Source organism: Guptibacillus sedimenti, assembly GCF_028610665.1.
GTDB lineage: Bacteria > Bacillota > Bacilli > Bacillales > Guptibacillaceae > Guptibacillus > Guptibacillus sedimenti.
The window spans coordinates 262460-280833 of sequence record NZ_JAQQWV010000001.1 but is presented as its reverse complement, the minus strand read 5'-3'; the positions used below and the strand labels follow the sequence as shown (position 1 = coordinate 280833).

The 18374-nt window shown below is 43.5% G+C and carries 24 protein-coding genes, 1 pseudogene and 1 riboswitch; of the genes and pseudogenes, 14 read left to right on the top strand and 11 right to left on the bottom strand.

The window, feature by feature from the left end:
• Position 1: 1 nt before the first annotated feature.
• The 11 genes and pseudogenes from PQ578_RS01435 to PQ578_RS01385 form a co-directional block, all read right to left on the bottom strand.
• Positions 2-1042 (bottom strand): FecCD family ABC transporter permease, encoded by a 1041-nt coding sequence (locus tag PQ578_RS01435; RefSeq protein ID WP_273833216.1) that lies wholly within the window; start codon positions 1040-1042, stop codon positions 2-4.
• Positions 1026-2009, bottom strand: coding sequence for an ABC transporter substrate-binding protein (locus PQ578_RS01430; RefSeq protein ID WP_273831857.1), 984 nt, complete (start codon positions 2007-2009; stop codon positions 1026-1028). The genes PQ578_RS01435 and PQ578_RS01430 overlap by 17 nt, the downstream gene beginning before the upstream one ends.
• Before the next feature lie 138 nt (positions 2010-2147).
• Positions 2148-2331, bottom strand: a riboswitch (cobalamin riboswitch).
• Between the two features lie 98 nt (positions 2332-2429).
• Positions 2430-2840, bottom strand: a complete 411-nt coding sequence (locus tag PQ578_RS01425; protein WP_273831855.1) for a ferritin-like domain-containing protein — start codon at positions 2838-2840, stop codon at positions 2430-2432.
• Positions 2841-3069: 229 nt separating this feature from the next.
• Positions 3070-5645 (bottom strand): annotated as a pseudogene (locus tag PQ578_RS01420) (ABC transporter permease).
• Positions 5642-6325, bottom strand: a complete 684-nt coding sequence (locus tag PQ578_RS01415) for an ABC transporter ATP-binding protein (RefSeq protein WP_273831854.1) — start codon at positions 6323-6325, stop codon at positions 5642-5644. The pseudogene PQ578_RS01420 and the gene PQ578_RS01415 overlap by 4 nt, the downstream one beginning before the upstream one ends.
• A 96-nt stretch (positions 6326-6421) precedes the next feature.
• Positions 6422-7426, bottom strand: coding sequence for a sensor histidine kinase (locus PQ578_RS01410; RefSeq protein ID WP_273831853.1), 1005 nt, complete (start codon positions 7424-7426; stop codon positions 6422-6424).
• A 1-nt stretch (position 7427) separates the two neighbouring features.
• Complete coding sequence (locus PQ578_RS01405; protein WP_273831852.1) at positions 7428-8117, bottom strand: response regulator transcription factor; 690 nt, start codon at positions 8115-8117, stop codon at positions 7428-7430.
• Between the two features lie 380 nt (positions 8118-8497).
• Positions 8498-9187 (bottom strand): DsbA family protein, encoded by a 690-nt coding sequence (locus PQ578_RS01400; RefSeq protein WP_273831851.1) that lies wholly within the window; start codon positions 9185-9187, stop codon positions 8498-8500.
• Positions 9187-9591: a DoxX family protein gene (locus tag PQ578_RS01395; RefSeq protein WP_273831850.1), complete on the bottom strand. Its 405-nt coding sequence runs from the start codon at positions 9589-9591 to the stop codon at positions 9187-9189. The genes PQ578_RS01400 and PQ578_RS01395 overlap by 1 nt, the downstream gene beginning before the upstream one ends.
• Positions 9592-9648: 57 nt before the next feature.
• On the bottom strand, positions 9649-10485 hold the full coding sequence (locus PQ578_RS01390; protein WP_273831849.1) for a M56 family metallopeptidase: 837 nt from the start codon (positions 10483-10485) through the stop codon (positions 9649-9651).
• Position 10486: 1 nt separating this feature from the next.
• Complete coding sequence (locus tag PQ578_RS01385; RefSeq protein WP_273831848.1) at positions 10487-10897, bottom strand: BlaI/MecI/CopY family transcriptional regulator; 411 nt, start codon at positions 10895-10897, stop codon at positions 10487-10489.
• Positions 10898-11392: 495 nt separating this feature from the next.
• On the opposite strand from PQ578_RS01385, the gene gvpJ (PQ578_RS01380) reads away from it, so the two are divergent.
• From gvpJ (PQ578_RS01380) to gvpU, 14 genes are read left to right on the top strand one after another with little or no spacing between them, the layout of a single operon-like run.
• Positions 11393-11653 (top strand): gas vesicle protein GvpJ, encoded by a 261-nt coding sequence (gene gvpJ / locus PQ578_RS01380; RefSeq protein WP_224881626.1) that lies wholly within the window; start codon positions 11393-11395, stop codon positions 11651-11653.
• Positions 11654-11685: 32 nt separating this feature from the next.
• Entirely contained in the window at positions 11686-12171 is a 486-nt protein-coding gene (gene gvpT, locus PQ578_RS01375; protein ID WP_273831847.1) for a GvpT/GvpP family gas vesicle accessory protein, read from the top strand.
• Positions 12172-12196: 25 nt separating this feature from the next.
• Positions 12197-12655, top strand: coding sequence for a gas vesicle protein GvpQ (gene gvpQ, locus PQ578_RS01370; protein WP_273831846.1), 459 nt, complete (start codon positions 12197-12199; stop codon positions 12653-12655).
• A gap of 19 nt (positions 12656-12674) precedes the next feature.
• Positions 12675-12935: a gas vesicle protein GvpJ gene (gvpJ, locus tag PQ578_RS01365; protein ID WP_159786140.1), complete on the top strand. Its 261-nt coding sequence runs from the start codon at positions 12675-12677 to the stop codon at positions 12933-12935.
• A 55-nt stretch (positions 12936-12990) separates the two neighbouring features.
• Positions 12991-13257 carry a gas vesicle protein GvpO gene (gene gvpO, locus PQ578_RS01360; RefSeq protein WP_273831845.1) on the top strand — a complete coding sequence of 89 codons (267 nt, stop codon included), beginning with the start codon at positions 12991-12993 and terminating at the stop codon, positions 13255-13257.
• Positions 13258-13280: 23 nt separating this feature from the next.
• On the top strand, positions 13281-14192 hold the full coding sequence (gvpN, locus tag PQ578_RS01355; RefSeq protein ID WP_194218444.1) for a gas vesicle protein GvpN: 912 nt from the start codon (positions 13281-13283) through the stop codon (positions 14190-14192).
• A 13-nt stretch (positions 14193-14205) separates the two neighbouring features.
• On the top strand, positions 14206-14973 hold the full coding sequence (locus PQ578_RS01350) for a GvpL/GvpF family gas vesicle protein (RefSeq protein ID WP_273831844.1): 768 nt from the start codon (positions 14206-14208) through the stop codon (positions 14971-14973).
• Positions 14973-15233, top strand: coding sequence for a gas vesicle protein GvpG (locus PQ578_RS01345; protein ID WP_224881618.1), 261 nt, complete (start codon positions 14973-14975; stop codon positions 15231-15233). Before PQ578_RS01350 ends, PQ578_RS01345 begins: the two co-directional genes overlap by 1 nt.
• A 4-nt stretch (positions 15234-15237) precedes the next feature.
• A complete protein-coding gene (locus tag PQ578_RS01340; protein WP_273831841.1) occupies positions 15238-16041 on the top strand; it encodes a GvpL/GvpF family gas vesicle protein in 804 nt (267 codons plus the stop codon).
• 24 nt (positions 16042-16065) lie between these two features.
• Entirely contained in the window at positions 16066-16344 is a 279-nt protein-coding gene (locus PQ578_RS01335; RefSeq protein ID WP_273831840.1) for a gas vesicle protein, read from the top strand.
• Complete coding sequence (locus PQ578_RS01330) at positions 16307-16588, top strand: gas vesicle protein K (protein ID WP_160918162.1); 282 nt, start codon at positions 16307-16309, stop codon at positions 16586-16588. The genes PQ578_RS01335 and PQ578_RS01330 overlap by 38 nt, the downstream gene beginning before the upstream one ends.
• A 27-nt stretch (positions 16589-16615) precedes the next feature.
• Positions 16616-16942: a gas vesicle protein gene (locus tag PQ578_RS01325; protein WP_224881616.1), complete on the top strand. Its 327-nt coding sequence runs from the start codon at positions 16616-16618 to the stop codon at positions 16940-16942.
• 19 nt (positions 16943-16961) lie between these two features.
• On the top strand, positions 16962-17924 hold the full coding sequence (gene gvpT / locus PQ578_RS01320) for a YtxH domain-containing protein (protein WP_273831839.1): 963 nt from the start codon (positions 16962-16964) through the stop codon (positions 17922-17924).
• 27 nt (positions 17925-17951) lie between these two features.
• A complete protein-coding gene (gvpU, locus tag PQ578_RS01315) occupies positions 17952-18338 on the top strand; it encodes a gas vesicle accessory protein GvpU (protein WP_273831838.1) in 387 nt (128 codons plus the stop codon).
• Positions 18339-18374 lie beyond the last annotated feature (36 nt).

Here is an 18374-nt window from a genome sequence, read left to right as displayed (position 1 = left end):
CTTATCCTCTACTTTCTTTACGTCTTCGAATTAAAATAATGGCAAACACCGGCGCACCGATGAGCGATGTAATCACGCCGATCGGAAGCTCTGTTGGTGAAATGATCGTGCGCGAGATCAAGTCCGCGACGATCAGAAATGCGGCGCCGAGTAAAATCGAGAGCGGCAGTAAATGGCGGTGATCCGGTCCCCATAAGAGGCGCGTTAAATGCGGAATCACAAGACCAACAAAGCCAATCGTTCCTGACACAGCGACAGCCGCGCCTGTTAAAATCGAGCCGCCTATCAGAATCCAGAGCTTCCGTTTCGCGACGTTTACGCCGATATGCTGAGCGCGCTCTTCCCCAAACGACATAGCGTTCAGCTCTTTCGTACTGAAAAGGAGAATGCCTGCGCCAATGATGAAAAATGGCAGGATAATCCCGATATATTCCCAGCCGCGCATGGACACACTTCCGAGGAGCCAGCCGATGATCTGTCTTAGTTCCTCACCCGTTAGCGCGATCATGAGAGATAGAAGTGAGCCAAGAAAAGAGCTAAAGACGATTCCTGTTAAGATAATCGTCTCGACGCGCATCGATCGCTCGATTTGTCGTGCAAAGAAAAGCACGAGGAAAATCGTGAGGATCGAAGCGGCGATGCTCATAACAGGAAGGGTGAACACCCCGACAAACGGAATGGTAAGGTTGAAAAAGAGCACGAGCACAGCTCCGACCGATGCGCCAGATGATACGCCGAGTACGTACGGATCGGCTAATGGATTACGTAGTAAACCTTGAAAAGCGGCCCCTGCTATTGCAAGAGACGCCCCCACAAGACCTGCCAGGATGACGCGTGGCAGGCGAATATCCATCACAATCGTTGTAAACATCGGATCCGTTTTTCCTAAAGAAGGAAGGTGCAGCACTTCGGTTCCGATTAATTTTAAAATCGTGAGCACCGGGACGGAAACGGTGCCGATCGAAATGCCGAGCAGCATAGCGGCAATCAAAAGCCCTGTCGCTATCGGATAGGCAATGAACCGTTTATTCAGCAAAAACATCCGGGTAAACCGCTTTTGCAAGTTCCTCTACTCCTTCAACGAGACGAGGGCCTGAGCGCGTGACGAGGTCCGAGTGCACGTCGACAACTTGCTCTTCTTTTACCGCCGTTACGTTCTGCCAGCCGTCACGGCTTAACACTTGCTTGATGGGATCCTCTGTATAATAACCGTACGTTGTGATGATCACGTCAGGGTCTGCTTGAATGATCGCTTCCTGATCGATTTGGTTCCATCCTTCCTCGTCGTGCGTCACGTTCTTCGCATGAATCATCGAAAGCATGTCATCCATGAACGTATTTTTCCCTGGAGAGAAGATTTCAGGTGCAGGTGCAACTTCGACGAAGACCTCTTTCTCATCATCTTCAGGGATGTCTTCCGCTTTTGCTTGAATGTCTTCAAGCTGCTGCTTCATGTCACTGATGGTTGTTTCGGCTTGTTCGGTTTCACCTGTTGCTTGTCCGATCATTTCAATTGATTTGTACACTTCTTCAAAGCTTTTTGCATCGTTTACCACAAGTACAGCGATGCCCGCATCGCGAAGCTGTTGAAGACCGGCTTCTGAGTTATGTGCGCTTGATCCGTGGGCAAGTACGAGATCAGGCTTGAGCGAAATGATTTTTTCGACGTTAAATTCCATGCCGCCGATTTTCTCAATGTCAGTCGTTTCTTCCGGATAGTTCGCGAAATCTGAAACGCCGACAACTTCTTCACCAGCGCCAAGGTCGAATAGAATTTCCGTGTTACTCGGAATGAGAGAGACGATTTTCTCAGGATCTTTCTCGATCGTCACTTCCTCATCGAGCGCATCGGTGATGGTTACTGGGAAAGCGCTATCTTCTGACTGTTCAGCCTGGTCTGTTGTTGCATTTCCTTCATTCGTTGCACCGTTTTCCTCGCTTGCGCCGCAACCAGCGATAATTCCTGTCACGAGAAAAAGTAAGACGAGTAGTGAATAAAGCTTTTTCATGTGTGTTTCTCCTCCTGTACGATGATGTCTCTAAAATAAAAAAATCCCCACGCCGGAGGGCATGAAGATGGTCGAATGGAAGTAACGGCAGCCAAAAGCTACACCTGAATCCGTTCGCACATCCCTATCCTCGTAGGCTGTTCGCGCTTGATTCAGGCAGGTCTCCTGGCTCATGGTTCTCGCGTGCTGCTCCTTCCCATTCGTTGTGCGAACAGTGGATTCTGCAGCAAGCGACCATTTACAGTGGCGGGACCGCGCTGGAATTGCACCAGCTTCCCTTTTAAGTCTTCATTGAAAAGACACCTGAATCGATCACTATGAAATTTCGTAACAGGTTTATTATACATGATTGTATGAGTGGGGGGAACTGTTGTCTTTTTTGGGGGTCAGGCTCCTCCCTGGCACCACACGACTTTCTTACTACCTTCTCTTCGTTAAGAAATACAAAAACCAGACGGCGTGGTTTTGCTCATCTAAGGCTGCGCCAGTGAACGCCTCTTTGATGAACGGATTATTCGTTTGATCAGCCACTCTTCTATAGAAATCTGCTGCGTCTTGTTCATCGTTCAAAGAGGCATCAAGGCCTGCCCAATAGTTTGTCGGACATACTTCGGTTAGCTTTGGAGAAGGCTCTTGACCGGTCAGTTGGGTATAAATGGACTTGAACAATTTAAAGTGCCTTTTCTCATCTTTTCGAATTTCTAGAATGCGATCTCGCTCGGTTTCATTCGGAGCGAGCTGAGCTAACTTTTTGTAACACTGAATGGCGCTATATTCTCCGTTAATGGCAGTCGCAATGTCTTCTTCGAGGGTGCGATAGTATGGGTACATGATTGAACTCCTTTTTTGCATGTGATAGGCACAGTATATGGGGAGGGGGTCTGGTTCGAGCCTGACCCCATTCAGATTTATATCTATCGATAACTCTTCTCCCTCAACACTTTAAAGGGATTTTCGTCCTCACAAAAAGCAGCAAAAGTGTCTCTCCATTGAGGACACTTTTGCTGCTTTTGTCTTTTAGTGGGGTCAGGCTCGAGCCTGACCCCCTCCTCCACCACACCTACACATTCTCCTGCTTCAACGTATCGACAATATTGTTCTTCTCTAATTTCTTAATCGAGTAAAGCATCGCCGAACCAACGATGATGAAGATGGCGACGACCACAAAGAGAAGGCTCATCCATGGAAGAGTAAATCCATAGACAAATGTATTTCTAAATGAGAGATACATCACATACATGATCGCAATGCTAAGTGGAAATCCGTACAGGATCGCCTTCATGCCATAGAAGATGCTTTCGTAGTTCATCATTTTATTAAATCCTTTCGGTGTCATGCCAATCGATTTCAGCATCGCAAATTCTCGCTTTCGAAGCGAAATACTTGTCGAGATCGTATTGAAGATATTCGCGATGGAGATAAGCGATATCAAGGTAATAAATCCGTACGTGAAGACTGACATAAAGAGGATCATCTGCTGATCACGCTGTCGATTTTGGAACACATTGTAAACGTATAGATCGTTTCGTTCTCCTTCTTCAATCGCTTCCTGCGTCGCCATTGGATCCGAACTATTCATGTAGAGATTCGTTTGAACATTTTCTTCAACACTGGTATCAATCAACTGATTCATGGTTTCCTCTGAAACGATAACGTCAATTCCACCTGCGCCAGACGCACTCACTCCCATTGGCACCTCATCGGCTAAGGCTCCAATTTGAATTTCATTTATTAATGTTGCTTCTTCTGTTTCATAATTCATCGTGTAAAGTTTAATCTTTTCACCAGGTTCGGTGTTAAGGGCTTTCGACTCCTTAAATTGACCTGACTCGCGATCTCTAAAGGAGATGTTTTCAATGACGATTCCGGCCTGATCCGTTAATTTCTCCTCCTCCACGCCTACCTTTTTTGCATAAGCATGAAAACTACGTTCATCTAATCCATGTAAAACCGCATTATATTGGTATTTGCCATCCTTCAAAAGGCCGTAATCCTCAGTTAAGGTTTTTTGTAAATCTATTGGGACAGCATCAGGATCCACAAATGTCGTTAGGTGTAGATCCTTAATTTAAAAGTGGATTTTGTTACATTTTTGAGCTTCGTAAACGGCTCGAGATCTTCTTTCCCTACTCTCTGTCCACTTACTTGAATATCAAAATTGATGTTTTGCTGTGATAGCTCAAGAGATTTTTCTAAATTCGATGTAAAATAGGACACCGACAAGAAAAGGATAATGCTGATTACAAGCGAGAAGACCGTCACTTGGTACCTTCTTTTATTCCGCTTTAAATTCTTCAAGCCAATTTCCGCTTCAATCCCAAATAATTTTCGAATAAACTTTGACGTTTTCACCGTTTTGCCAGTTAGCTTAATATCCTGAGTTTGTCGAATTGCATCAATGGCAGAGACCTTCGATGCTTTCCGCGCTGGCATATAGGATGAAATAAAAATCGTAATCACTGAAATCCCGCATGCTATAAGAATAGACATCGGTGTCGCCACCACGCGGAGCTTTTCCGTCCCTCCAAGCGCCCCTTCAATAAAGGAGTTAATGAACAGGAACGTCGCTGCAATGCCACCGAGACCAGCAAGAATTCCGATTGGAATACTGATGACACCAATAATCGCTCCTTCAAAAAAGACCGATGTTTGCTTTTGGCGTTTCGTCGCCCCGACGCTCGACAGCATCCCTAAGTGTCTCGATCGCTCCGATACACTAATCGCAAAAGCATTATAAATTAAAGCGACAGAACCAATGATGATTACGCTCATAATAATACCAGCTAGTAGTAGCATCGTTTTTAATAGATTATCGTTGTCCGTCACGCCATAGTAACGCAGCAGATCATCGTTAAACGAGACGTTTTCAATATTATTTTCGCTCACCAGCGTTTCTGCATGTTTATAAAGGGACCGTTTCACTTTATTTAAAACCACCACGGCATCGACTTTATCCGTACTGTTCATGAGGCTTTGGTCAACATAACTAATCGCTGTATAACCAGGTGCCCAGGCTGGTTCCCAGGTCGGACGTGTGATTGTTCCAACGACCGTGTACGTTCTGGGCTCCGTGTTTTCTAATGATTCACTTGCTCCTTCCACATCCGTTTGCAGCGGATCATTTTGAGAAAAGGGATGAGCAATCCCTTCCATCTGGCGTTCGCCAACATCTACTGTAACTTGATCGCCAATCTCAAGGTTCATGCCTGAATTCGCTAAAATTTCTTCAGACAACACAATTTCATGATCATCCTTCGGCAAGCGTCCTTCGCTGATTTCGATCGGAAAGTTGTTAAATCCTTGCTCATTGTATTCTTTAATAAACAGATAAGGCTTGCTTTCATTTTGTGGCTCATCTAATTCGGCATAACCCACATTGTTGGCGAGAACGAGCGTACTGGTCGCTTCGTCTTTTTCAATGGCTTCAATTTGATCCGTATTTACGTTCTCATATTGAACATGCCATTCGCCATCTGTCGCGATCGATTGTCGCTGGAGGAGATCCATGAACGAGACGCCAAGCGTGGCGACAGCGGTCACCATCGCGACAGAAATAATGACGCCTATGATGGTAACGAGCGTCCGCCTCTTGTTTTCTTTTAAATGCCTGACGGTCAATTTGTTCACGATGTTCATGGACGAATCACCTCGTCTTTGGCAATCCTTCCATCTTCAATGGAAATGACGCGATCCGCTTGGAGCGCGATCCTTTCGTCATGTGTAATCACAATAAGCGTTTGGTTGTATGTTTTATTAAACATTTTCAGAAGTTCCATGATTTCGCTACTGTTTTGACTATCCAGATTTCCAGTCGGCTCATCGGCGAGCATTATCGCAGGATTACTAATAAGCGCTCTTCCAATGGAAACCCGCTGCTGCTGCCCTCCAGATAACTGGTTTGGCAAATGCCCCAGTCGATTTTGTAAGCCTAGCGTGTTAACAATATTCTCAAGCTGTTTCTTGTCGACTTTGTGTTCATCTAATAGCATCGGAAGGGTCATGTTTTCTTCCACAGATAAGATCGGAATTAAATTATAAAATTGATAAATGAGTCCAATTTGCCTTCTTCTAAAAATAGCAAGCTGCGTTTCATCTAGCTCATAAATATTGGTATTATCGACGAGAACATTGCCGCTTGTCGGTCTATCCACTCCGCCGAGCATATGAAGCAACGTTGATTTTCCAGAACCAGATGGTCCTATAATGACCACAAATTCTCCCTTGTTCACCGAAAAGGAAACATCATCGAGCGCCTTCACTGCCGTTTCGCCTTTGCCGTACACTTTAGACAGATTTTCTATTTTTAAAATTTCCATTGCAGATTCCCCCATTAATTTAATGTATCTTCAGTTTATCTGCCTAAAATGACGGTAAAGTGACTCTAAAGTGACAGTTTCGTCACCTTGCCATTTTTAAACCACTTGCTTGTAAAACTTGATTCTAAACTCGGTCCCCGCGCCCTTTTCACTGATAACTTCAATGTCCCCATTCTGGCTCGTCACAATGCTGTACGCCATCGCAAGACCGATGCCTACGCTATCATCGCAAGCATTCTTTCCCCTATAAAAGCGCTTAAAGATGTACGGTAGATCTTCTTTTGGAATACCAATTCCGTTGTCAGCAATTGTGATTTCGGTATAGAGCGGGTTATCGGTATAGGAAAGTGAAATGGCCCCACCCTCTCCCGTATGCTCAACGCAATTTTTCAAGATGTTAAGAAGTGCCTCAGACGTCCAGTTGAAATCACCAACGAATGTAATCGTATCATCTCCCGTGATCGAGAGATTTTGCTGCTTAATATCGACTGGAATGAGGATAGGTTCAATGGCTTTTTGGATAACTTCCCCAGGAGAAATGCTTTCTTTTTTAAACGTAATCGTCCCAGCATCGATTTTTGATAATTTTAATAAGGAAGAAACAAGCCATTCAATTCTTTCTAATTGAACGCGGATGTTTGTCGTGAACTCAACCCGCTTCCTCTCATCTAACTTCGGATCACTCACTAAATCCACCATGACGAGCATGGAAGTGAGCGGCGTTTTGAGCTGGTGCGAGATGTCTGAAATGGCGTTGGTTAGCTTCACTTTATCTTCTTGTAAAAGGGCATGCTGCTCTGAAAGCATCATTGTCACCTTATAAATGTCATTCTTTAAAATACTGAGCTCGCCCTCATGATTGTTTCTGACATCAAGCGTGTAATCGCCATTACTGATCCGCCTTAAATAGCCGGAAAGCTGCTCAATTTCACGGTAGCGCCACCTTGTAAAAAGCACAAAGCAACTGACGAGCAGGAGCGATATGATGAAGGTGAAAAGCGCCGCATAAAAAGAGAGTGTGAACGCAGCGAGCCCGATGGCGAGCACAATAATACCGGAAAGAATGAGAGCAAAAAGCCGAATTTCGCGATTACGCAGCAACCTAATCACCCACCTTATAACCTAATCCACGTACAGTTTTAATGATTTTCGGGCTCTGTGGGTTATCCTCTAGCTTTTCGCGAAGCCGCTTGATGTAGACTGTCAGCGTATTGTCGTTAACGAAATCACCAGCCACATCCCATATCCGTTCTAATAATTGATTTCTCGTTAAAACCTGTCCAACATGATTAGCGAAAATGAGGAAAAGCCTGTACTCAAGAGCCGTGAGGAGCACTTCCTCACCTTTCTTATATACTTTCCCTTCAAGCATATTGATTCTAATATCTTCGATCGTAATCAAATTAGTAGACTGCGACTGAGGCTGCTTATTGTAACGACGCAACACTGACTTAATTCGTGAAAGTAGCTCACGAATGCGAAACGGCTTTGTGATGTAATCATCCGCCCCCATATCAAGCCCCATCACCACATTCACTTCATCATCAAATGCTGTCAGAAAAATGACCGGTATATCGCTCCGTTTCTTAACAAACTCACAAAGATCATACCCGCTACCATCTGGTAAGGATAAATCAAATAAACACAAATCGATTTTATGTAGTTGCTCCGACAGCACGTCCCTTACCGATGCAGCATTATAGCAGACAATCGTCTCATACCCCTCGTTTTGCAAGGAATAGTCAAGCCCTGTCGCAATCGTCTTATCATCTTCAACCATTAATAGTTTCAACTATAAGCACCTCACTTTGGTTTGTTCTTTGATGGGGTTCTTTGATGGGGTTCTTTGATGGGGTCGGGTTCGAGCCTGACCCCTTACCTCCACCAATCCTTTAAAACCCTCTACTCATAAGGCTTCGAAGCACTGAGTGCTTTTATACAATGTGAAAAGTGTCCCTGTGTGAGGGACACTTTTCACGCTTTTGTCTTTTGAGGGGGTCAGGCACGAGCCTGACCCCCTGCCCCACTTTCAATTGTACAATATTTACAACACATATCCATTTGTAATTGCGCAATCACATGAACCTTCCTATCACATCATAAAAAAGCCGTCAGTGGCTCACAACAAGTGAACCACTGACGGCTTCTATTTCCTTCAACTTACTCCTATCCTTACTTCGCTTCCTCCACCATTTTCTTCAAATCCTCGATCGTCTGCCCTTCAAACGGTTCACCGTTTACGAATAGCGCCGGTGTCCCGCTGACGTCTAGATCCTTCGCACGCTTAAGATCGTACTCCACCGCTTCTTCACCAGCACCGTCCTGAAATGCAGTGAGCACTTGCTCAGCTTTCTCTTCATCGGTGATTTCTTTTAACGTATCGAAGAGGTAATCCTCCGTATAAATATCCTGCTGTTCCGTTCCTTCGGTTTGCTTTTCATACATTAAGCTATGGAACTCCCAGAAAACGTCGTTGCCGAGCTCTTGATACACGACTTCAGCAAATTCCGCCGAGCGATTGGAATCCACATTAATAAACGGATAGTTCATGAACGTAAATTTAACATCGCCTGTTTGAATTAGCTCCTGATCGATTTGCGGGAAAAACGATTGTTCAAATGCTTTGCAGTAAGGACATTTGTAATCACCAAATTCGATCACTTCCACCTGGGCATTTTCATCTCCAAGAAAAGGCTGGTTCATTGCTTCTTCACTCGATCCGCCCGAGTTTGATCCAGTTGTCATGATGATGACAACGACGATAACAACAGCCGCCGCAGCCGCTAATCCATACATCCACGCTTTCGGCTTCTGTTTTAACTTCGTCGCCTGGTTCTTCTTTTTGTTTTTAGAATTTGCCATTATCTTTGAACCCCTTCGGCTTGTTTTGAAAAAAGTTTGTTGTCGACAGAAATCGTTCCACCACCGCTTATAAGTAGCGCGAGTGACATACCGAGAAGGGCGAGATCAAACTCGTAACCTCCAATAAATCCCGTTCCGCTTTTCACCGTAAAAATCGCTCCGAGCATCACAATGATAAAAAGCGCAGCGACGATGCGTGTTCCGAGACCAGCAATCATAAGAAGACCACCTAGAAGTTCGATTGTGGCCACGACATAAGCTAATCCACCACTTATGCCAATGCTTTCAAAAAATCCAACGGTATTTTCAATTCCTCCTGCAAACTTATCAAATCCATGGACGGTGAAAATAACTCCAAGAGCGAGACGAAGGACGACTAGGGCGACGTTTGGTGATAATTTCATATATGATTTCTCCTTTGCTTTGCACTACGTAGTGTAGTGTTCATTTTCGAAAAAGAATTAGGGTGTCGCCACCGTGAACATGACGGTTAACCCTAAGACGATAAAGACTGAATAAAGTATGGTTCCCACAGGCAGTGTAGCATGTACTTCTTTTTCAGGAGAAAGAATGTGCTGAATGCGGTCATTCACAGACGTATCTGCGAACGAAACGGCAAACGCGTGTCGCTGCCTGTGCTCGTTTTTCAACAATTTTAAAAGTGCACTACTAAGGTCGAGCATATTGTTTGTTTGTAACATCGCGAATTTATCCGCCTCGATCTCCCTCAGCGTTTGATAGTGTTTCGATACCCATTTGAGGATCGGAACGTACCAGAGCGCGGTAACAAGAAGCGTGATGAGAAACTTTTTTAACGGGTCACGATGCTGTTGGTGAAATTGTTCATGACAAATGACGGCACGAAGCTCTTCTTCAGTAAACATGTTCACAAGCGCAGTCGAAAGTACGATCTTCGGTTTTAGCCCATATGTAAGTGCGATCGGTTCTTCGCTTGTGATAACGGTGATTTGGTGCAGATTATAGAGAACAATTACCTTTTTTGTAGCTAAGTCGTCTTGTAGAAGCGACACTCGTTTTGAAAAAGTGAAGTACCGTTCGATCTGCTTCACGAGGACGATCACGACAAGTGCGATCGTTGAAAGAATCAGCACTTCTAAAAAAACATTCATCGATGATATGCCGATTGCGCGAAACAAGTTATGACAAGCTTCAAGAACGGTAAACATCAGATTCCAGTTTGAGAAAAGATGCAGACTGTACATCGCCATTTGCACGATCACAGCTGCGACGAGAAAAAGAGACAGCGTGAAAACAAGCCCTGTCTGTTTGATTTTCATCTTACTTCTCCTTTAGCTGCTTGATTTTTTGCTCAAGCTTTTCAATCAGAATAGGATCTGCTTCATCAAGCGCGTCAAGCATATGATTAACCGCTAGCGGACCGAATTCATCCATCAAATCCTGCGTTAGCTCTTTCGACTGCGTTTGTAAAAACTCTTCTTTTGAGAAAACCGGCTTGAACATGGACGTTCGCTTCTCCGTTCTCTTCGCAAGTACGCCTTTATCAACAAGACGATTCATGACCGTCATCACCGTGTTAAAGTTCGTACTCTTTTCCTGATCAAGCTTTTGCTTCACATCTTTAATCGTCATCTCCGGACCATCCCAAAGGATGTCCATTATCTTCGCTTCAAGCGAACCAAAGAAACGATTCAACCCCGTCTCATTTGTCTTGAACTGCTGAATTTTCATCGCGTCCACCTCACACTACACAGTGTAGTTTAAATGGATGGTGGGGTCAAGAAGAATTGAGGGTGTTCTTTGTAGGAGGACTGTTGTTTGCGGAGGGGGTCAGGCTCGCGCCTGACCCCCCCTCCCCTTTTTACCACCATTTGCCTCTTTTATTTTACCCTTCAACCCCCACCACTCTGCCTTTTGTACTACTTTTGCGAGAGCGGTTTCAATCATCAAAAAAAGTCCATTAACTGTTATATATTTGTAATATTTGTCTTAGTAAATCCCTGAATATTGTCTAATCCCTTATGAAATAAGGAAACTTTTATTACAAAAGTGTTGAAAATTTCAAAAAGAAGTTTAAAAAATGTCTCTTTTAAGATTTTTGAGGAATTGTGATGGTTTCAAGAGCGTCAGACCGAGGTATATTCCGAATTAATCAACGTTCAACTCTACTAAAACAATCCGGTTCAAAAGTCGCATAACAACTATTTATGAATAAGGAGTGGAAGCATGAGTATTCAAAAAAGTGCCGATAGTTCGAGTCTGGCGGAAGTAATTGACCGTATTCTCGACAAAGGAATTGTCATTGATGCATTTGCGAGAGTCTCTCTTGTTGGGATTGAAATTCTAACAATTGAAGCTCGCGTCGTAATTGCAAGTGTGGATACATGGCTTCGTTATGCTGAAGCCGTCGGATTACTTCGAGATGACGTGCAAGAAGAAGGTCTGGCGAAGCAAAGTAACGATCGTGCACCTCAGTTTAGTGTTTAGTAAAACCATTCTAATAGAGATGAGGGAAAAACATGAGTGAAAACGATGTGAATCATACAAGCGGAAAAATCTTATCGCAGCCCGAAAGCGGCGCGAAACAGAAACAAGAAACGGGTGAACGCCCATCCATGAATTACGCCATCATTGGTGGCGTTGTTGGCGCCGGGGTTGGCTTACTTTCAAATCCTGGAACAGGCAAAAAAGTCGTTGAAAGCCTCGGCAAATCCGAAGCAGTAAGAAATGCCGGTAAGGAACTAAGAAGATCGGCACAAGAATTCATAACAGAACAAGCCATGATTACGTTGAGGCAAACGGCGACTGGTTATATGAGTAAATATGAAGGGCGTCTCCTCTCATCAACGAAAAAGGGTGGCGGAGAACAGCAACAAGCGAACGATGAAGTAGCAGCTTCCTCTTCTAATGAAGAAATAGATGAAATTAAAGAAGAAAACAAGCAGTTAAACGAACGATTAGATCGCATTGAAAACATGCTTTCTAGCTTAGTAGATTCAAAATAACAGACGTCCCTTAAGGGGGAATTCGATGAGTGTCGGCAAGAAAATTGCAAAGAAGGTCGCGGAACATACGCCTGAGCCGGTGAAAGAAAAGGTTATGGACAAGGCAAAGGAAAAATTCGCTGATGATATGCGCGATCACGTGCAGGACGGCGTCCAATCAAAGGTCAATGAAGCTTCTGAGAAATTGGAGAAAACCAAAGAGGAAAACGCGGAAAACGTTCATTCTAAAGCGGAAGAGGCGAAAGAGAAAGTACAAGATGTGCTTTTATCTGTTCGCGAAAAGCTTGGAAATGCAAAAGAAGCCGGCGAAGAGTTCCAGGAAAAAATGTCCGATTCTGATCAGAAGAAGACAAAAGTGAAAGGCGTTGGAAGTCTTAAAGGCGTGAGTGATATCAAAAGTTCACTCGACATTAAAAGCTCCACTGAAATTAAAAGCTCTGAAAACATTAAATCGTCGAAAGACATTAAACGGATCACATCTTAAGAATGAAAGGAGAATGATGATGGCTATTCAAAAAAGTGCCGATAGTTCAAGTCTAGCTGAGGTAATCGACCGTATTCTTGATAAGGGGATTGTCATTGACGCTTTCGCTCGCGTCTCGGTTGTAGGAATTGAGATTCTTACGATTGAAGCTCGCGTCGTCATTGCCAGTGTCGATACGTGGCTCCGTTATGCGGAAGCCGTTGGTCTGCTTCGTGATGACGTTCAAGAAGAGGGTCTCGCGAATCAACAGAATGAGCGTAACGCACAGTTTAGTATTTAACTGAAAACAATTGTGAGGCGGTTCGCCGCCTCCCCTATTACGATAGGAGGACACTATGGAAATCAAGGAAATTATGAATCAAGTAGCCGATTTTTTTAACCAGCATGTAGCTCCCCTCCATAAAATTACTTCCGTCGAAATGAACGACCAAGAAGGCTGGAAAGTGATTGCTGAAGTGATCGAAGAAAAAGAATATATGAAAAAGTACGCGAAAGATGAAATGCTCGGAACGTATGAAGTGCTTTTAAATAATGAAAAAGAAGTGGTCTCGTTTACGAGACGTGACGTCCGCTATCGAAGTGCGATCGGACAAGAAATGTAGGCGACGAGCAGGAGGTATGTGACGTGACCGTTTTAACGAATCACAAGAAAAAGGATCGACGCGCGCTTATACAGGATGACGAAACAAAGGAACTGCTCTCACGTTCACTTCAGTACCTGAAATCCGGCTATCCTGTCCACTATATCGGCCCATCAGGTGCTGGAAAAACATCTCTTGCCCTAGCTTTAGCAAAAAAGCGAAATCGTCCGGTGATGCTTATCCATGGAAATCATGAGTTAAACAACAAAGATTTAATTGGTGATTTTACTGGTTATACAAGTAAAAAAGTCGTCGATCAATATGTTCGATCGGTTTATAAGAAAGATGAAAGCGTGACGGAAACGTGGCGAGATGGGCGCTTGTTGGAAGCTGTGAAAAATGGCTATACGCTCGTCTACGACGAATTTACGCGTTCACAACCAACGACAAATAACCTTTTCCTATCGATTCTTGAAGAAGGCATTCTTCCATTATACGGTTCCAAGTTAACGGAACCTTTTATCCGCGTTCACCCTGCATTCTCGGTAATTTTCACCAGCAATCCTGCCGAATATGCCGGTGTTTACCGAACGCAGGATGCCTTATTAGATCGCCTAATTACGATCAATGTCGATTACAAAGATCCTGAACGCGAGGCGCTAATCGTATCTGAGAAAGCGAACCTGGTCATGAGTGAAGCACGCGCAGTCACTTCCATGATCTCAGAGTTAAGGAGCCATTGTTCGAATCACGGACCAAGTTTGCGCGCTTCCATGATGATTGCCACCCTCGCGATTGAATCTGATATTCCCATAGATGGACAAAACGCTGATTTTCAACGTCTATGTCTGGATATAACAGCTCACACGATGAGCGAATGCTTAGAAGAAGACCAAGAATCCGTAGAAAAAGTGATACGAGATGCTTGTGAAAACATGAAAGTTGTTAAGGAATAAAGGAGTGTCAACGATGAGTGAAGCAGAAACAACGGGCATTTATATTTTTTGTGCCATTCAAACGAACCAGGATGATGATTTTGGAACGATTGAGCTTGAAAACGAAGCGCGTGACATTTTCACGATTCGCTATAAAGATGCCGCGATGGTGGCCGCAGAAGTGCCGATGAAAATTTATCATCCTAAGAAAGACAACCTTTTATCTCACCAGAACGCCGTCTCTCAAGTGATGAGTCAGAAGGATACGGTTATTCCAATTAGCTTCGGAAATGTATTTAAATCGAAAGACGATGTAAAGGTTCTCCTTGAAAACCTCTACCCGCAATTCGTGAACCTTTTTCCGAATATTAAAGGCAAAATCGAAGTTGGATTAAAAGTGATTGGTAAAAAAGAATGGCTTGAAGCTGCTGTGAACGACAACCCTGAGGTAGAGAAAATGGCAGCAGCTGTCAAAGGGAAATCAGAAGCGGCTGGCTATTATGAACGGATTCAGCTTGGAGGAATGGCACAAAAGTTCTTCGTCTCCCTTCAAAAAGAAATTGAACAGGAGATTTTCGTTCCATTAGAAGAAACGGCAGAGTCGGCGAAAGTAAATGACCCGCTTGGTGAAAAAATGCTTTTAAATGCCTCATTCCTTATAGACCGCGATCGTGAGCAGGAATTTGATCAGAAGGTAAATGAAGCTCATGAGAAGTGGAAAGACAAAGTTGATTTTAATTATACCGGCCCATGGCCCGCCTATAATTTCGTCAACATTCACTTAAAGGTAGAAGAAGCGTAATGATACACAAACTGGTTACCGCGCCTTTTGATCTTGTCATTAAAGTCGGTGAGAAAATTAAAGAAGAAGCAGATAAAGAATTATACGATCTTCCTACCATTCAAAAGAAGTTAATTCAGCTTCAAATGATGTACGAGCTTGGCGAACTGCCAGAAGATGCTTATACGGAAAAAGAAGAAGAATTGCTGCTGCGCTATGAAATTGCGAAGCAGAGAGAAATGGAGCAATGGGAAGAATTAACGAAAAAAGATGGAAGGTGACGATATGGGGGACCTCCTCTACTTATACGGTCTTATCCCAACAAGTGAAGCAACTCATCCCCTCCCTTCTGTAAAAGGGTTTGATGGTGAGCATGAGATCTTTATGCTTCCTAATGAAGACGTGACAGCAATCGTTTGTCACCTGGATCATGCAGCCTATTCAGAAGAAACGATTAGCGACAAAATCAACAATGATATGGAATGGCTACAAGAAAAAGCATTTCATCATCATGAAACGGTGCAACAGCTCGCAAAGCAGTATACGACCGTCCCGTTAAAATTCTGTACGCTTTATAAAAATGAAGAAAGCTTACGAGAAACGGTTAATAAAAACAAAACGAAGCTGAAGGAAACGTTTGAGCTGCTTGATGGAAACGAAGAATGGAATCTTAAAATTTATTGTAATGACGAGGAGATCAAGAAACAAGTAAGTGAAAGCAATCCGGTCATTAAAGCGAAACGAGAAGAAATTAGTGCTTTACCTCGTGGCAGGCAATTTTTCGAGAAAAAGAAAATGGACGAGCTGATCAATCAAGAACTCGAAGATGAGAAAAACCGTTTTTGTGAAGACATTCATGAAAAGCTTAAGAGCGTTTCTCTCTACGGAAGTATTAAGAAAACCTGGGGTAAGGATGTAACTGGCCGTAAGGAAAAAATGGCGTGGAATAGCGTTTTTCTCCTCCCTTCGCCTAACGTTGAGCCGTTTTTAAACAACGTCGAGCAATACGAGGGAGATTTTAAAGAAGCCGGATGGAAATTTGAAGTGTCTGGACCATGGCCACCCTACCATTTTTCTAGCTTTTCTTAGTGAAGACAGTGAGGATGAATTGCCATGACGGAACGAGAAACCATTGAAAATAAAGACATTGCCCTTATCGATATTTTAGACGTCATTCTTGATAAAGGGGTGGCGATTAAAGGAGACTTAATCATTTCCATTGCTGGGGTTGACCTCGTCTACCTCGACTTACGCGTACTAATCTCATCTGTAGAGACGCTTGTGCAACACAAGCAGGGTACACGAAAAATCATAAATTCAGAACAATTTGATCGAGATAGGGAGGCTTTGGATCATGCAGCACAACCCGACGAGTGGTCGCATCAACGTTGACCCTGATAACGCCGAGCAAGGGCTCGCCCAGCTTGTGCTTACTGTCGTGGAACTTCTACGGCAGATTGTCGAGAGACATGCGATGAGACGTGTTGAAGGCGGCACCTTAACCGATGAGCAGGTTGAGAACCTCGGCGTTGCATTAATGAATTTAGAAGAAAAAATGGAAGAGTTAAAGGATGTATTTGGCCTTGATGCGGAAGATTTGAACATCGATCTTGGCCCACTTGGCAACTTGCTTTAATTTGCTTCAGGTAAAGGAGGCATTCAGATGGCTATTGAGCATCAGATGCAGTCAAATACGATTGTCGATGTGTTAGAAAAAGTGCTAGATAAAGGCGTCGTGATTGCCGGAGATATTACGGTCGGGATCGCTGATGTCGAACTTCTTACGATTAAGATTCGCTTAATCGTCGCATCCGTTGATAAAGCAAAAGAAATTGGCATGGACTGGTGGGAAAATGACCCCTACCTTAGCTCGAAAGCCGCCGATAACAAAACAGCCGCACTTGAACAAGAAAACAAGCAATTACAAGAACGATTGGAAGCACTTGAAAACAACTTAAGCCAAAATAGGCTTAATCTAAATGAAAAATAAACTATTGGAGGGATTTATCATGACAGAACAAAACACAAAAGTTGAAAATCAAACGCAAGATCAGCAGCAGAATGGAACGGATAAGAAAAAGTCCGGATTAAATGGACCACTTACAAGAACCGTCACAGGAAGTATTCTTGGTGCTACAGTTGGCTACCTGGCCACTCCAGAAAACGGGAAAAAATTAGTTGGCAAGATTGATCAAGAAAAGCTTAAAAACAAAGGAAAAGATTTTGGACGAGCGACGAAAGAAAAGTCAAAGCAAGCAGCAGGCTCGATTCGAACTTCAACCGCTAACCTTTTTAAACGGGACAAGCAGGAAGAATCAGAAGAAAACGATGAAACGAATGAAACGACTCTCGCTTCCAATGAAGCAGCCCCAACGATTGAAGCTGAAGAGCAGGTTCAACCTGATCAGCAGCAGGATTCTACTAACGAGGACTACAACTCGTTGAAAGAAGAAAATGATTCTCTTCAAAACCGCCTTAGCCAGATCGAAGAAAAGCTTGATCGGTTAACGAGAGCGCTTGGAGAAGATGTTGAAGGCGAGGACGAGGACGAAGATGAAACGCCGGAGAATCAGAAGTTAAACAAAGCTCAAGAAAGTGATGAAGACGAGGAAGACGACGAAGAAAACAAGCCTTCTTCAAAAAAGCAGAAACAGAAAACGTCTCGTAAACCGGAAAATAAGAAAGACGACCAGGATGAGGAAGAGGAAGAAAGTGAAGATGAGGAAGAAAACGAAACTCAATCTCCCGGAAATAAGCAGATGAAAGCAGATGCTGAAAATAGTGAAGACGAGGACGAGGAAGAAGATGATGAGGAAGAATCGGAAGAACCGAAATCGTCCTCTAACAAAAAGAAACGAAGCACTTCCCGAAAGTCGAACAGTTCGAAAAAAGCGAATGATAAAAATGATGAGCAAAACCGTGAAAAAGAGAAAGTAACAACACTTTCTAGTAACGACGACACATCTTCTTAATTACTTGCACTGAAAGGAGAAGTGAACATGGGTTCTGAATCAAATAAAGACAGTATTCTTGAATTTTTTACACACGCATCGAATAAACATGATTTTGCGCTCGATATTACGTTAAATGTAAATGGTGCACTCATCACCGGAACTACGATTTCAGCAAAAGAGTATTTTGATACGTTGAGCGATTCCATTGGTAACGGCAATGATGTCGCTCAGAAGTTAAGTGAAAAACTTGCGGATGCTGGACAGTCTCTAGAAAATACCGGCGATTCGCAAACCAATTTTATTCATTTAAAGAATACAAAGGTTTACCTCGGTGATAGCAAACCAACGCCTTCACAGGGAAAGATCGTGTGGCGAGGGAAATTAAGTGAAGTAGACGGATTTTTTCTTGGGAAAATTTCAGATTCAAAATAAGTTAATCAGGGACAGAGAAGGCATATCGCCATTCTC